This is a genomic window from Streptomyces atratus, from assembly GCF_040655115.1.
GTDB classification, from domain to species: Bacteria; Actinomycetota; Actinomycetes; order Streptomycetales; family Streptomycetaceae; genus Streptomyces; species Streptomyces atratus_D.
Window position 1 is genome coordinate 16,347 of the sequence record NZ_JBFAJH010000036.1, and the last position, 13,306, is coordinate 29,652.

At 69.0% G+C, this 13,306-nt stretch carries 13 protein-coding genes; 3 read left to right on the plus strand and 10 right to left on the minus strand.

The features are described from left to right. The first annotated feature begins 96 nt into the window (after positions 1-96). Positions 97-1,095, plus strand: coding sequence for a porphobilinogen synthase (hemB, locus tag AB0I23_RS29095; RefSeq protein ID WP_359113674.1), 999 nt, complete (start codon positions 97-99; stop codon positions 1,093-1,095). 141 nt (positions 1,096-1,236) lie between these two features. Here hemB and AB0I23_RS29100 read toward each other — a convergent pair whose 3' ends face one another. The 3 genes from AB0I23_RS29100 to AB0I23_RS41780 all read right to left on the minus strand — a co-directional run bounded on the left by AB0I23_RS29100 (position 1,237) and on the right by AB0I23_RS41780 (position 3,408). Then, positions 1,237-2,268 (minus strand): alpha/beta hydrolase, encoded by a 1,032-nt coding sequence (locus AB0I23_RS29100; protein WP_359113676.1) that lies wholly within the window; start codon positions 2,266-2,268, stop codon positions 1,237-1,239. A 392-nt stretch (positions 2,269-2,660) separates the two neighbouring features. Beyond that, positions 2,661-3,005 carry a DUF983 domain-containing protein gene (locus AB0I23_RS29105; RefSeq protein ID WP_359113678.1) on the minus strand — a complete coding sequence of 115 codons (345 nt, stop codon included), beginning with the start codon at positions 3,003-3,005 and terminating at the stop codon, positions 2,661-2,663. A 100-nt stretch (positions 3,006-3,105) separates the two neighbouring features. After that, positions 3,106-3,408, minus strand: coding sequence for a maltokinase N-terminal cap-like domain-containing protein (locus AB0I23_RS41780; RefSeq protein ID WP_436847011.1), 303 nt, complete (start codon positions 3,406-3,408; stop codon positions 3,106-3,108). Between the two features lie 118 nt (positions 3,409-3,526). Between AB0I23_RS41780 and AB0I23_RS29115 the strand changes: the two genes are divergently transcribed. Continuing rightward, positions 3,527-6,370, plus strand: a complete 2,844-nt coding sequence (locus tag AB0I23_RS29115; RefSeq protein ID WP_359113680.1) for a PDZ domain-containing protein — start codon at positions 3,527-3,529, stop codon at positions 6,368-6,370. Between the two features lie 45 nt (positions 6,371-6,415). Here AB0I23_RS29115 and AB0I23_RS29120 read toward each other — a convergent pair whose 3' ends face one another. The 3 genes from AB0I23_RS29120 to AB0I23_RS29130 are packed head-to-tail and all read right to left on the minus strand — an operon-like array spanning position 6,416 to position 8,279. Next, positions 6,416-7,207 carry a DUF4253 domain-containing protein gene (locus AB0I23_RS29120; RefSeq protein ID WP_359113682.1) on the minus strand — a complete coding sequence of 264 codons (792 nt, stop codon included), beginning with the start codon at positions 7,205-7,207 and terminating at the stop codon, positions 6,416-6,418. Between the two features lie 50 nt (positions 7,208-7,257). Beyond that, positions 7,258-7,497, minus strand: a complete 240-nt coding sequence (locus tag AB0I23_RS29125; protein ID WP_359113684.1) for a DUF397 domain-containing protein — start codon at positions 7,495-7,497, stop codon at positions 7,258-7,260. Further along, on the minus strand, positions 7,494-8,279 hold the full coding sequence (locus tag AB0I23_RS29130; protein ID WP_359113685.1) for a helix-turn-helix domain-containing protein: 786 nt from the start codon (positions 8,277-8,279) through the stop codon (positions 7,494-7,496). Before AB0I23_RS29130 ends, AB0I23_RS29125 begins: the two co-directional genes overlap by 4 nt. A gap of 151 nt (positions 8,280-8,430) precedes the next feature. Here AB0I23_RS29130 and AB0I23_RS29135 point away from each other — a divergent pair, with 151 nt between their 5' ends. Beyond that, positions 8,431-8,832: an ATP-binding protein gene (locus AB0I23_RS29135; RefSeq protein WP_359113687.1), complete on the plus strand. Its 402-nt coding sequence runs from the start codon at positions 8,431-8,433 to the stop codon at positions 8,830-8,832. Here AB0I23_RS29135 and AB0I23_RS29140 read toward each other — a convergent pair. From AB0I23_RS29140 to AB0I23_RS29155, 4 genes are all read right to left on the minus strand, one after another. Next, positions 8,823-8,945, minus strand: coding sequence for a hypothetical protein (locus AB0I23_RS29140; protein WP_359113688.1), 123 nt, complete (start codon positions 8,943-8,945; stop codon positions 8,823-8,825). The two genes, AB0I23_RS29135 and AB0I23_RS29140, sit on opposite strands and share 10 nt — an antisense overlap. Positions 8,946-9,075: 130 nt before the next feature. Then, positions 9,076-10,425, minus strand: coding sequence for an MFS transporter (locus AB0I23_RS29145; RefSeq protein WP_359113690.1), 1,350 nt, complete (start codon positions 10,423-10,425; stop codon positions 9,076-9,078). Positions 10,426-10,508: 83 nt separating this feature from the next. After that, the gene (locus tag AB0I23_RS29150; RefSeq protein WP_359113692.1) at positions 10,509-12,164 is read right to left on the minus strand and encodes an amidohydrolase; all 1,656 of its coding nucleotides are present in this window, start codon (positions 12,162-12,164) and stop codon (positions 10,509-10,511) included. A 200-nt stretch (positions 12,165-12,364) separates the two neighbouring features. Then, a complete protein-coding gene (locus AB0I23_RS29155; protein ID WP_359113694.1) occupies positions 12,365-13,264 on the minus strand; it encodes an Lrp/AsnC family transcriptional regulator in 900 nt (299 codons plus the stop codon). Between the last annotated feature and the right edge of the window lie 42 nt (positions 13,265-13,306).

The following is a 13,306-nucleotide window of genomic DNA, read 5'->3' on the forward strand; positions in this document are numbered from 1 at the left end:
GTTGCTTCGGCAGCCGGGCCCCTGCCCGTTCTCCGGTCCGTTTTTCCGGCACGGGTGTCGGTAAGACGGTGATGTGTACGGGTCTATCGTCGAAGAATGACTGTGTACGGAAACTTCCCCGGCTCCCGCCCCCGGCGGCTGCGGACGACCCCGGCGATGCGACGGATGGTCGCCGAGACACGGCTCGACCCGGCGGACCTGATCCTGCCCGCGTTCGTACGCGAGGGCATCACGGCGCCCGTCGCGATCTCGGCCATGCCCGGTGTCCAGCAGCACACTCTGGACACCCTCCGGAAGGCCGCGGTCGACGCGGTCTCGGCCGGGGTCTCCGGGATCATGCTCTTCGGTGTCCCCGCGGACGAGAAGAAGGACGCCCGGGGCACCGCGGGTACCGACCCGGACGGCATCCTCCAGGTCGGTCTGCGCGCGGTGCGCGAAGAGGTCGGTGACGACCTCGTCGTCATGTCGGACCTGTGCCTGGACGAGTACACGGACCATGGTCACTGCGGCGTCCTGACCGCCGACGGCCGCGTCGACAACGACGCCACGCTGGAGCGGTACGCCGAGATGGCTCAGGTCCAGGCGGACGCGGGCGCCCATGTGGTCGGACCCAGCGGCATGATGGACGGCCAGGTCGGCGTCGTCCGTGACGCGCTCGACCGGACGGGCCACGAGGACGTCTCGATCCTCGCCTACACGGCGAAGTACTCGTCGGCGTTCTACGGGCCGTTCCGTGAGGCGGTCGGCTCCTCGCTCAAGGGCGACCGCAAGACGTATCAGCAGGACCCGGCGAACGCCCGTGAGTCCCTGCGCGAGCTGGCGCTCGACCTCCAAGAGGGCGCCGACATGGTCATGGTCAAGCCGGCCGGACCGTACCTGGACGTCCTGGCGAAGGTCGCCGACTCGGTGGACGTGCCGGTCGCGGCGTACCAGATCAGCGGAGAGTACGCGATGATCGAGGCCGCCGCCGAGAAGGGCTGGATCGACCGCGACGCAGCGATCATGGAGAGTCTGACCGGGATCCGGCGCGCGGGTGCGCAGATGATCCTGACGTACTGGTCGACGGAGGTCGCGCAGCGGCTGGGGCGCGCGTAGGGCCTGCCGCCGGGGCGTCTCCGTGACGCCCCGCCATCGCGGTCGCATGTGACAGCACCGGAGTACTTGCCAGGAGTACGGGGTCACCTATTGCCCGGCAAGCAGAGCGGTGGACTTCGATCGCCCGGCCGCCGTACGTGCTCAGCAGGCAGGTCCGCTGCTCGCATCGGACGGTGTGAGGATGCGCCGAAGCCAGCGGGAACGGGCGTTGCGGGCGTCCTGGCTGAGAGCTGCCCGTGGTGCGAGGGTGTCGAAGCCGTGGAAGGCTCCGGGCCATACGTGCAGTTCGGCTTGGCCACCGGCCCGCCAGATCGCATGGGCATAGGCCACATCCTCGTCCCTGAAGGTCTCGGCCGACCCGACCTCGATGTAGGCCGGGGGTAGCTCGGACAGATCCGTAGCACGGGCGGGAGCTGCGTAGGGCGACAGGTCCGCAGCGCCGTACCGGTCGCCCAGCAGCGCCTGCCACGCGGTTGCGTTGGAGGTTCGGTCCCAGGTGTCGATGCCGGCCATCTGGTGGCTGGAGAAGGTGTTGTTGCGGTCGTCGAGCATCGGGCACAGGAGCAGTTGCCCGATCGGTGTGGGCCCGCCTCGGTCACGGGCGAGCAGGGCGAGCGCCGCGGCGAGTCCGCCGCCGGCACTCTTTCCTCCGACAATGATGCGGTCCGTGTCGATGCCCAGTCCGGCCGCGTGCACAGCCACCCAGACGAATCCGGCGTAACAGTCCTCCACCGGTCCGGGGTACTGCGTCTGCGGTGCCAACCGGTACTCGACGGAGATGATGGCCAACTCCAGCGTGAGAGCCCATTCGCGAAGCAGCTGCGGAAGTACGGACCACGCGTTGCCCGTGATCATTCCGCCGCCGTGCATGTAGTACAACAGCGGCAGCGGCCCGGCGATCCCGGCAGGCCGTGCGCTCACGAGTGTGACGTCCTGCCCGCCCGACGCTCCCGGCACACGCAGCTCATCCACCTCGAAGCGGCCGTCGGCCTGGAGATCCCGGACCGTCGGCCTGGGCCGGGCCGCAGCATCCCGCTCCTGCCGGGCCGCAAGGTTCTCCAGGGTGAACGGCTCCCTCGTCTCGTCCGCCAAAGCCGCCAGCGCCACACTCAGTTCGGGGTCGAAAGGGGGCGCATCCCAAGCCATCGGGACGGGGCCGGGTTCCGACGGCATGCCGCCGGCATTCATGACAGGCCATCCCGTCGGGCGAGGGAATACCGGCCGGCATCCCGACCGGAACAGCTCGTCAACACGTCCGTCCACGCAGGCAACGCTCGCGCGAGGTCCATGCGGCGTAGTCAATCACCTGCCAGGCGGAGGTCACGGCTCCTTGGCGAAGGCCACAGGTCCGCTGGGTCTTCCGCACGTTCTGGTCCCGTACCGCGCGCGACAACGAATGGTGGAACGCCTACCTGGACGCGGAGGACCACCGGGCCGTGGCCGAACCAAAGGACGGTGGCGAGCCCGGGGTAGGGGCGGGGCTCGGTACGGGGGCTGTGCCCGGGGCGGGGGCCGAGCCCTGGACAGGAGTTGCGACAGGCGCGGTGACGGGGGCTCCCGAAGACTCAGGGCCAGTCGACCAGGGCCATGAACGTCACCCACGCGAAGAACACGGTTCCGGGTGCGGACACGGCGAGGACGACACCGGCCGGAGGCTTGCGACGGCAGAACACCCAGCTCGCTACCAGTACGACGAGTGCCAGAACCAGACCGCAGCAGAGAACGGTCCAGGCGGGACCGAAGCTGCTGTCGAACCGGTCGGAATCGTCCTGCGAGCAGGAGTCGCAGGCCATCGGCGAGATCCCGCCGAAAGCCAGGGCGAGGAACGCGAGCGGGAGCGTCACGATCGTGGAGATCAGCGACGCGATCCAGGCACGCTGGGGACGGGCGTTCATGACGTCTTCGGGCATGCGTACGAGTCAACTCGAGTTCCGGGAAAGCCGCATGAGTTGTCGTACTCAGTCCCGTGACGTCCTGCTCGGTCCCACCGGAACGACCAGGTCTCCTGGTTCAGCACCATCTTCTCGGCGTAGACGTCCAGGTGGTGCCGATGAGCGCTGCGTCGGAGCCCGCGATCGGTGCGCCGCGACAGCTGAACGGCACCTGGTACGTGACCGGCTGGTCTCCCGACGTGTCGGTGACCGCCATGAACTCGATCCCCACCTCGCCCTTGGGGTGGTCCAGGCTGGGCGGACGCGTTCTCGAAGCGGCCCTGCCCACGGAATCCCCGTGGGCCGGGCCTTCGTGCGTTCGGGCGGAGCTCTTCCGGAGGCTCTGTCGCGATCCGGGGCGTCCCAACCTCTTGACGATCATCCGATGTATTTATAGCTTCGGTGCGGCAATCCCTGTACAACTCGCAGAAGTTGGGCGCAGACATTGGATGCCTGACTCAAGGAAAGCCGACCCGCGTGACCGTCGATGAGGAGTGCCCATGCGCACCGCCCCAGGCCTGTGTCCCGGCCGCCGAACCCCGGCCTCAGCGCTGACTTCCGTCGTGGCCGTCGCCGCGATGGGCGTCGGGCTGGTTGTACTGCCCGTCGCCCCGGCCGCCGCCCGGAGCGGGGCGCCGATCGTCTTTCATGTCTCACCCACCGGCAGTGACAAGGCCAAGGGGTCGGCGGCCGAGCCGTTCCAGACGCTGGAGCGGGTTCAGAAGGCCGTCCGCACATCGCTTCGTACGGCGGTGCGTCAGGGGAGACCGGTCGATGTCGTGGTGCACGGCGGTACGTACCGGGTGCAGTCCGCGCTGAGATTCGGCGTTGCCGACTCGGGTACCGCGAAAGCCCCGGTCCGCTATGTCGCGGCGCCCGGCGAGCGCGTCGTCATCAGTGGCGGCCGCTCTCTCGCACCGCAGTGGCGCTCCTACTCGGGCGCCGTCGAGGTCGCCGACATCGGAGCCGGTCTCGACTTCGACGGGCTCTTCCTCGACGGGGAGCGGCAGACGCTTGCCAGGTACCCGAACCACGACCCGGACACGGCGATCCTCGGTGGGTACGCATCCGACGCCATCTCCGCGCAACGCGTGGCCGGTTGGAAGAATCCGACGACGGCTCTCGTGCGTGGTCTGCACGACGGCATGTGGGGCGGGAACTCCTTCAAGGTCACGGGCGTGAAGGCGGACGGCACGCCGGAGCTTGCCTGGGTCGGTGACAACAACCGGGGCAGCGGTCTGCACGGTACGTACCGCATGGTCGAGAACGTCTTCGAGGAGCTCGACGCGCCCGGCGAGTGGTTCTACGACAAGCCTGCCGGGAAGCTCTACTTCTATCCCCCCGAGGGCGTCGATCCCGCGAAGACGCGTGTCGAGACGGCAGAGCAGAACGAGTTGATCCGAGTGGAGGGCAACGGTCCGGGCGATGCCGTCCACCATCTGACCTTCTCCGGCTTCACCTTCACCCAGACCCATCGCACGCTGTTCAACCAGCCGTACGAGAAGCTCCAGCTCGGCGACTGGGCATTCGTGCGAGCGGCTGCGGTCCATCTGAAGAACACCGAGAACGTCGTGGTGAGCGACTCGCACTTCGACCAGGTGGGCGGCAACGCGGTCCTCGTCGACGGGTACAACAGCCGTGACGCCGTCTCGGGCAATGAGTTCAGCCACTCCGGAGCCTCCGATGTCGCTGTCATCGGCAGTCCTGACGCGGTCCGCGAGCCGTCCACCTGGGACAGCATGCGCAGGACCATCAGCGACACCCAGCCGGGACCGAAGACCGAGAACTACCCCCGCGACATCAGCATCCGCGACAACTACATGCACGACAACGGTCAGTTCGAGAAGCAGACCTCCGGCGTGCAGATATCGATGAGCCGCCGCGTCACCGTCGACGGCAACACCATCCACGACGGTCCCCGTGCATGCGTCGACATCAACGACGGCACGTGGGGCGGGCACCTCATCGAGAACAACGACATCTTCAACTGCGTGAAGGAGACGTCCGACCACGGGCCGTTCAACTCCTGGGGCCGCGACCGCTTCTGGCCGCTGACCGCCGACGACGCGACGAAGAAGTCGTACGCAGGACTGGACGCCATGGAGACCACCGTCATCCGCCACAACCGGATCCGGCACTCGTCGCACTGGGACATCGACCTCGACGACGGCAGCTCCAACTACCTCATCGAGGACAATCTGCTGCTCAACGGCGGGGTCAAGCTGCGCGAAGGCTTCCACCGGACCGTACGCAACAACGTGTTCGTCAACGGCGGCGCGCACTTCCATGTCTGGTTCGCGGACAGTGGCGATGTCGTCGAGAAGAACGTCTTCGTCACCGACACCCCCTACAGCCTGATCCAGGTCGACATGGCCAGGAGCAAGCCCGTCATCAACGACAACCTGTTCTGGAACAACGGGAAGACCGTCCAGGGGCTCGGCGAGGCCTGGCGCGCCCAGGGGCTGGACACCCGGTCGGTGATCGCCGACCCGAAGTTCACGGGTGTCTCCCCCTTCGACGACCCGAAGAAGCTCGACTACACCGTCGGGTCCGATTCGCCCGCGCTGGCGCTCGGCTTCCGCAACATCGCGATGGACGGCTTCGGCAAGGCCGGTTCCCCGACGCCGCCGCCGCTCACCTGGCCCACCGTGCCTCCCGCCACCGACACCCTCGACGCCTTCCCGGAACCGCTGCTGGGCGCACCGGTGACGCGGATCCACTCCGACGCGATCAAGTCCGCCACGGGCCTGACCGACACCAACGGTCTGCACCTGACCTCTGTGCCCGACACCTCGGAGGCGTACCGGCAAGGACTGCGCGCCAATGACGTCATCAGAGAGATCGGAGGCCGCCAGGTCACCGACCGCAACAGCTTCTGGCTCGTGTACAACCAGGCGGCTCCCGGCACCGACGTTCCACTGAAGGTCTGGCGCAACCAGGCATCGGTCGACGTGACCCTGCGCAAGCCCGCCGACGGCGAGCAGATCAACAACACCTCAGGGGTTGCGTACACGGGCACCGGATGGGACTGGAAGAACAGGTCCCGGGGCGGGGCCGGTGGATGGGCCGACGACGTGCATGCCACGCAGGCCCCGGGCGACTCCTTCGAGCTCGCCTTCAACGGCACCGCGATCGACCTCATCACCCAGGTCAACACCGACGAGGGCGAGGTCGAGCTCTTCCTCGACGGCCGGTCCGTCGGCACGATCGACAACTACAACGCCACTCGCGTGCACCAGAAGACCGTCTTCAGCAGGACCGGGCTGACACCCGGAATCCACACCCTCAAGGGCGTCATGAAGACGGGCGACTACATGATCGTCGACAGTTTCAGGATCCACTAGCGGGAGAGGGGGCCGGGACCTGGGGTGAGGTCCCGGCCCCGGCTCTCAGTCCCACCAGAACGACCAGGACTCCTTGCCCAGCACGCACTGGTCCGCGTAGGCGCCCAGGGTGTCCGGGGTGTTGTGGGCGATGTTGTCCGGGCAGAACGCGAAGTGTTCGGCGGCGAGTGCCCGAGCCTCCGCCTCGGTGGTGGGCGGCCGCCCCACCGAGACGATCAGGGTGTCGAAGCCGAGCGCCACGACCCGTATGCCGAACCGGTCCTCCCAGGAACGCAGCACCGCGCAGAGCCGGGCCACGTCGTTCTCGTGGTTGAGCGGGCCCGACCAGCCGATCGCCGCCGGGATGTCCGCACTGCGCCGTGCGGGGACGAGCGCCGGCCGAAGTCCGGCCATCGGACCGTCCGGATCGGTGAGTTCGTTGGCGATCTCGGTGGCCAGGTCGTCGGGGGCGTCCGGTCCGTCCGCGGACGGGGTGGGCGCGAGTCCCGGCCACTCGTCGTCGGCGGCGTCGAGTTCGTCGGGTGCGTACGACTCCCAGAACTCACTCAGTACATCCTCGGCGTCGTGGTCGCCGGGGTACGAGGTCCCCGCCGGGTCGAGATCCCAGTCCTCCGGCCACTGGTCGCGCATCCCGCCGTCAATCAGCACGGGAAGGAGCCCGACGGTCCGCCCCGAGACGCGCAGCCCGGCCCACGTCCCGGGGGACGCGGGCCCGTCGGCGTACCAGAGCAGGGGTTCGTGCCACGGGCCGTCGTTCGTTGTGTCGACCAGTGTGCCGGGCGGGAGCTGGAGCCCGGAGGTTGCCAGTGACGGGAGCGGGTTCGGAAGCGTCGCCATGTCGGTGACCCTAAGGGCCGCCACTGACAGTCGGCCCTCCGGCCCGGGATTCAGGCGCCGATGTGCGCGGTGAAGGCCGTCCAGGTGGTGGGCGCGACGGTGAGGGTGGGGCCGTCGGGGTTCTTGGAGTCGCGGACGTGGACGTCGGTGGGGTGGGCGGCGACCTCGACGCAGGCGCCACCTTCGCTGCCGCTGTAGCTCGACGTCTGCCAGTCGTATGCGACTTCCAGGCAGTTGCCGCCGTCGCTACCGCTGTAGCTGGACTTGAACCACTTACGTGCGGTGCTCATTGCTCTCCTAGCAGCCGGTCCAACAGGCCCTTCGTGTCCTCGGGGTTGAGGGCCTGCGTCCGCAGCATCGCATACCTTTGGGCCAGGATGCTGACCTCGTTTGGTTCCGCGATGAGCTGGCTGCCACGTTGCGTCTCGGCATAGGCAAGGTGCTGGTGGTCCGGCGTCTCCAGGAGCACGAACGGGCCGTCGAGGGCTGCGTGGGTATGACGGCCGAGGGGCATGACTTGGATGGTGATTCCCGGCAGGCCGGCGCAGTGACGCAGATGGCGAAGCATCTCCATACGCACTTCGGCCCCACCGAGGTGGGCAAGCACCGTGGCTTCGGAGACTACGAAGCTAATACAGGGCGGGGTCTTGCGGTGCAGTCTGTCCTGCCGCTTCAGACGCATTGCGGTCAGTGTTTGGACCTCCTCCTCAGCGAAGGTCGGAACCCTGCTCTCAAAGACTGCGCGGGCGTAGTTCGGTGTCTGGAGCAGGCCCGGAATCACTTGGTTCTCGTAGAAGGACAAAGCAAGTGCGTCCCGCTCCAAGTCCAAGAACTGCTCCGCCCACGCCGGGATCAGATCGACCTCCGGCATGTTCTCCACCGCCGTCTCCAGCGCCCCCTTCGTCTCCAGCAGATGGTCCAACTGGCGTGCCAGGTCCGGCAGTAGTGTGCGCCTGCCCTGTTCGATGGAGGCGATCGTCTCCACCTGGTGGCCCACCCGGTCCGCGAGCTGTGTCTGGGTCAGGTCTGCCGCTGTGCGGAACACGCCGACCAGTTTGCCCACGAGTTTCATGGAGGACGCGTTCTTGCGCTGCCGCTTCCTGGGGTGCATACGGTTCGAACTCCCACCCTCGTCCGTACTTCACGCGCGTACGACCCGTACAACAAATTTGTATGGGTGCACTTACTGCATCACCGTAGTCACGGAGTGTGACTCTCGTCTCATGAACGAGACGATGGAACTCCCGTTGCTGCGCGAACGGTTCTACCGGCGTGAGCGGCGTTCGGTCCGGGAGGCGAGGGAGTTCGTACGCACCGCGCTTGCCGACTGGGGGTTCGGCGAGGAGCGGACGGACGACGTGCTGCTGTGCATGAGTGAGCTGGCGACCAATGCGGTGTTGCACGGGGTGCCGCCGGGGCGCGGGTACCGGGTGCGGCTGTGGCTGGGGGAGCAGGAGCAGGTGCGGGTCGAGGTCCACGACAGCGGTGACGGTGAGCCGGGGGTTCGGGAGCCGGAGGGGGAGTCGGGGCGGGGGCTGCTGATCGTGGAGGCGCTGGCGGATCTGTGGGGCGTGGGGGAACGGGAGCCCGGCAAGGTGGTGTGGTGCGAGTTCGGTCAGGGCTGATCGGGCCGGGTGAACTCGACGGCCTCGCGGACGTCCGGGTGCGGGTCCTGTCCGAGCCGGTGGCGGAGGCGGGCCGCATTCGCTGCGTGGGTCAGGTGCACGAACATCGCCATGAGGCCGATGCCAGCGCTGTGGCCGCATGGCTCGACCGGGTCCGTCCGGTTGCCGTTGTGCCTCGATCGCCGGACGGGCTTGAAATTCAAGCCCGTCCGGCGATCGAGGACACGGCGTGGCCGCAGGCCTTTACGAGGCGGCCTGTACCGCCTGCCGGGTCGGGTCCGGCGTCTGCTCGCCGGCCGACGGTGTGCCGAGTCGGCGCAGGCGCGCCGTGCAGACGATGCCGACCGCCGAGATCACCATCAGCATGACGGCCGGGGGCCAGTAGTGGCCGCCCGCGGCCGCGGCGAGGGAGACCGCGGCCAGCGGTGCGAGGCCGCCGAAGATCATGTTGCAGATCTGGTAGGAGAGGGAGATGCCGGTGTAGCGGACGTGCGGGGCGAAGCCCTCGACGAGGATCGAGGCGATGGGCCCGTACAGCGCGGACATCACCAGGCGCATGGCCAGCATCATCAGCCAGATGAGGAAGACGCTGCCGGTGCCCAGCACCATGAACTGCGGTACGGAGAGGACGATGACGCCCGCGAGGCCGGCGATCACGACCTTGTGCGGTCCGACCCGGTCGGCGAGCCAGGACAGCCAGGGCGTGACGAGGAGTTCCAGGAAGGCCGCCAGGGTGAGGCCGTTCAGCAGCATGGACTCCGACAGGTGGAGGTCCCCGGTGCCGTACGAGAGCAGGAAGCTGGTGACGACGTAGTAGCCGCCGGTCGCGGTGGCCAGTGCGAAGACGCCGATGAGGACCGTCCGCCAGGCCTTCTGGAAGACCTCCACGACGGGCAGCTTGGCCGCCCCGTCCTCCTTCGCCTCCTGTTCCTTGCGCACCTCCTCCATGACCGGGGACTCCTCCAGCTTGACCCGGACGATCAGCCCCACGATCACCAGCACGGCGGAGGCCAGGAAGGGCACGCGCCAGCCCCAGCTCATGAACGCGTCGTCGCCGAAGAGGTTCATCAGGCTGAAGGCGCCCGTGGAGAGCAGTGCGCCGACGGACGATCCGAGTTGGGCGAACGATCCGAAGAAGGCGGCCTTGCCGCGCGGGGCGTTCTCCACGGCGATCAGTACCGCGCCGCCCCACTCCCCGCCGATCGCGATGCCCTGGACCAGGCGCAGCACGATCAGCAGGATCGGGGCGAGCGCGCCGACCTGGGCGTACGTGGGCAGCAGGCCGATGGCGAAGGACGCGACGCCCATCATCACCAGCGTGATGACCAGGGTCTTCTTGCGCCCGACGCGGTCACCGATGTGTCCGAAGACGATGCCGCCGAGCGGGCGCAGCAGGAAGCCGATGGCGAAGGTCGCGAAGGCGGACAGGGTCCTGAGATACGGCGACATGTCCGGCGGGAAGAACACGTCGTTGAAGACGATCGCCGCTGCGGTGGCGAACGCGTAGAAGTCGTACCACTCGATGGAGGTTCCGGCCAGTGCCGCGAAGGCGGCTCTGTACGGGCTCTTTCCGGTGCTGGGCTGCGGGGACATGGGGCCTCCGGGGGCGGGAGGGGCGGCGGGGAAGGGGGGTGGTGCGAGCGGGAGAGCGGAGAGTGGAGAGCGGGAGGGGTGGGTCAGCGGCCGGGGGCGGACCAGGCGCGGGTGCCGCCGATCCATGTCTCGCGTACGCCGACGGAGGCGAGTTCGGCCGGGTCCGCGGTGAGCGGGTCGCTGTCCAGGACGACGAAGTCGGCGAGCATGCCCGGGGCCAGGGCGCCCACGGCGTGTTCGCGGTGCAGGGCCCGGGCGGCCGACTCGGTGTGCGCGAGGAGACCGTCCGCCACCGGCATCCGCAGCGAGGCGTCGCCGAGGACGGTGCCGAGGACGGTGCGCCGGGTCGCGGCGGCGGAGACGGCCTCCAGCGGGGCGGGCGGGGCGACGGGGGCGTCCGAGCTGAAGACGACGGGGACTCCGGCGGCGAGGCAGGTGCCGGCCGGGTTGTAGCGGTGGCCGAGGTCGCCGACGGCGGTCAGGGTGCCGTCGCCGGTGCGCAGGTGGTGCTGGGGCTGCATGACCGGGATGGCGCCCAACCGGCCCATGCGGGCGATCTGTTCGTCGGTGGGCAGGCCCGAGTGCTCGATCCGGTGGCGCATGTCGGGGCGCTCCCGGTTGGCCTGTGCCTTCTCGATGGCGTCGAGGACCATGCCGATGGCGTACGGGGACTGGGCGTGCGTCGCGGTCTGGAGTCCGGCGCGGTGGGCGCGGGCGACGATCTCGGCGTACTCCTCCGCCGAGTGGTACAGCTGCCCGTGGTGGCAGCAGTCGGCGGCGTACCCCTCGGGGAAGTACGCGGTCCAGCCGCCGAGCGTCCCGTCGGCGTAGAACTTGACGCCCTGGACGCGGAACAGGTCGTCACCGAAGCCGTTCACCACGCCCAGGTCGAGCGCGGTGTCGAGAAGGGCGGAGGTGAGGTAGGCGGAGACGCGCATGCGCAGGGAGCCGTCGGCGCGGGCGCGCAGGTACGTCTCCATCTCGCGGCGGGACGCCTGGGCGTCGCCGACGGTGGTGACTCCGGCGGCGAGGAAGACGTCCTGGGCGCGCTGGAGGTGGTCGGCCATGATGGCGTCGGGCTCGGAGAGATGGAAGTTCGGGCCGTGGTTGCCGATCTTCACGCCGCCGGGGCCGGTGAGCAGGTCGCAGGCGGCGTCCCAGAGCTGGCCGTCGGGCTCGCCGGAGGTGAAGCGGCCGATACTGCCGCCCTCGGGGTCGGGAGTGCCTGCGGTGACACCGCAGGTGCGCAGGGTGTGGGAGTTGACGACGCCGCCGTGGCCGGAGGCGTTCATCACGTACACCTCGCGTTCGGTGGCGACGCGGTCCAGGTCGTGGCAGGTGGGGTGGCGGCGCTCGGCGAGCCGGCGGTGCTCGTAGCCGAAGCCGCGCACCGGGACTCCGGCGGGCAGTTCGCGGGCGGCGTCGGTGAGAACGGCGACGAGCGTCTCGATGTCGGGTACGCGTTCGGGGCGGCAGTCCACCCAGGCGAGTGCCTGCCCGTACATGACCGGGTGGCAGTGGGCGTCGACGAATCCGGGGTGGACGAGGCCGCCGTCGAGGTCGAGGACGTCGTCGGCGCGGCCGCCGAGCGCGGCGCGGGCGTCGTCGGCGGTGCCGACGTGGACGACCCGGCCGCCGCGGACGGCCAGCGCCTCGGCGCGTACGGAGGTGCCGGGCGCGGCGACGGCCGCGCCGGTCACCAGGAGCGTGCGGTCGGCGTCGTCGAGGGGGTGGTGCATGAGGGGGCCTGCTTTCGACCGGGGGACGTCCATGAGGAGCCGTACGCGCGGAGAGTCCGCAACGGCTGATTCGTTCGCATGGACGATATGCAGCAGACGATGACTTGCCTAGACCCTTCACTCACAAATTTTTCGGAATGTTATGGCGAGTTTCACTTACGTATCGTCCGGCGCGTGGTCGCAGGGGGAGGGGTTTCTCGTCAGGACGGGTGGTTGGTGAGGTCGTAGCGCTCCTTGATCAGTTCCAGATGGATCCAGCTCTCCACCGCCCGTACGCCCGTACAGGCCCGCATGTCCTCCAGCGTGTCGCGCACCGCCGCGAGCGACTCCGCGCTGATCGTTCCGACGAGCTCCGCGCGCCCCACGCAGGCGGAGAGGAACGAGACCCGGTCCCAGGCCGCCAGGTGTCGGGCGACCGGGTCCCGCTCGCCGTCCAGCCGTACGGCGAACCCGCACAGGAAGCCCAGCCCCAGCAACTCCGGGCGGACCAGTGCGAGCACTTTGGCGACGCCGCCGTCGAGGAGGCGCAGCGTGCGGGCGCGGGCGGCGCCGGGTGAGAGGCCCACGCGCTCGGCGAGTTCCGCGAAGGGCAGCCGCCCGTCGCGCTCCAGCTCGTCCAGGATCAGCCGGTCCGTCTCGTCCAGTTCCGGCACCTCGGGACGGCCTGCCAGCAGATACGGATCCTTGAGATGCTCCAGGGAGATCAGTGGATCCACCACATCCACACCCTTCAGGGAGCGGATGGACTCCACGGCCCGGTCCAGCTCGGCCAGTCCCTTGGTGCGCAGCTCCGCCATGATGGCGCGGCTGCCCGCGGTGAGCGTGACGAACGGTGCCTGCGACATGGCGGCGATCGCGCGGGCCACCGGCCCGGCCGGGCCGCTCACGCCGATCGACAGGTGGGCCGATGCCGTCAGCTCCCGTACGGCGGGATGCACGACGGCCACCACCCGCACACCGCCACCCGCGAGCAGTCGCTGTACCCGGGCGCGGGTGGCGGGCCGGGAGAGGCCGACGCGCTGCGCCAGCGTCTCGTACGTCAGGCGGCCGTCCGTCTGCAGTTCGCGGACGACGGCCAGATCGGTGTGGTCCAGCTCCACCTGAGCGGTTCCCCTCGGCTCGACAGCCCGGGGCGGGTGCGC

Excerpts from the sequence above, each read along its gene's own strand:
- hemB (WP_359113674.1), top strand. The coding sequence starts at position 97 with ATGACTGTGTACGGAAACTTCCCCGGCTCCCGCCCCCGGCGGCTGCGG.
- AB0I23_RS29100 (WP_359113676.1), bottom strand. The coding sequence starts at position 2,268 with ATGCCGTCGGAACCCGGCCCCGTCCCGATGGCTTGGGATGCGCCCCCT.
- AB0I23_RS29105 (WP_359113678.1), bottom strand. The coding sequence starts at position 3,005 with ATGCCCGAAGACGTCATGAACGCCCGTCCCCAGCGTGCCTGGATCGCG.
- AB0I23_RS41780 (WP_436847011.1), bottom strand. The coding sequence starts at position 3,408 with ATGATCGTCAAGAGGTTGGGACGCCCCGGATCGCGACAGAGCCTCCGG.
- AB0I23_RS29115 (WP_359113680.1), top strand. The coding sequence starts at position 3,527 with ATGCGCACCGCCCCAGGCCTGTGTCCCGGCCGCCGAACCCCGGCCTCA.
- AB0I23_RS29120 (WP_359113682.1), bottom strand. The coding sequence starts at position 7,207 with ATGGCGACGCTTCCGAACCCGCTCCCGTCACTGGCAACCTCCGGGCTC.
- AB0I23_RS29125 (WP_359113684.1), bottom strand. The coding sequence starts at position 7,497 with ATGAGCACCGCACGTAAGTGGTTCAAGTCCAGCTACAGCGGTAGCGAC.
- AB0I23_RS29130 (WP_359113685.1), bottom strand. The coding sequence starts at position 8,279 with ATGAAACTCGTGGGCAAACTGGTCGGCGTGTTCCGCACAGCGGCAGAC.
- AB0I23_RS29135 (WP_359113687.1), top strand. The coding sequence starts at position 8,431 with ATGAACGAGACGATGGAACTCCCGTTGCTGCGCGAACGGTTCTACCGG.
- AB0I23_RS29140 (WP_359113688.1), bottom strand. The coding sequence starts at position 8,945 with ATGGCGATGTTCGTGCACCTGACCCACGCAGCGAATGCGGCCCGCCTC.
- AB0I23_RS29145 (WP_359113690.1), bottom strand. The coding sequence starts at position 10,425 with ATGTCCCCGCAGCCCAGCACCGGAAAGAGCCCGTACAGAGCCGCCTTC.
- AB0I23_RS29150 (WP_359113692.1), bottom strand. The coding sequence starts at position 12,164 with ATGCACCACCCCCTCGACGACGCCGACCGCACGCTCCTGGTGACCGGC.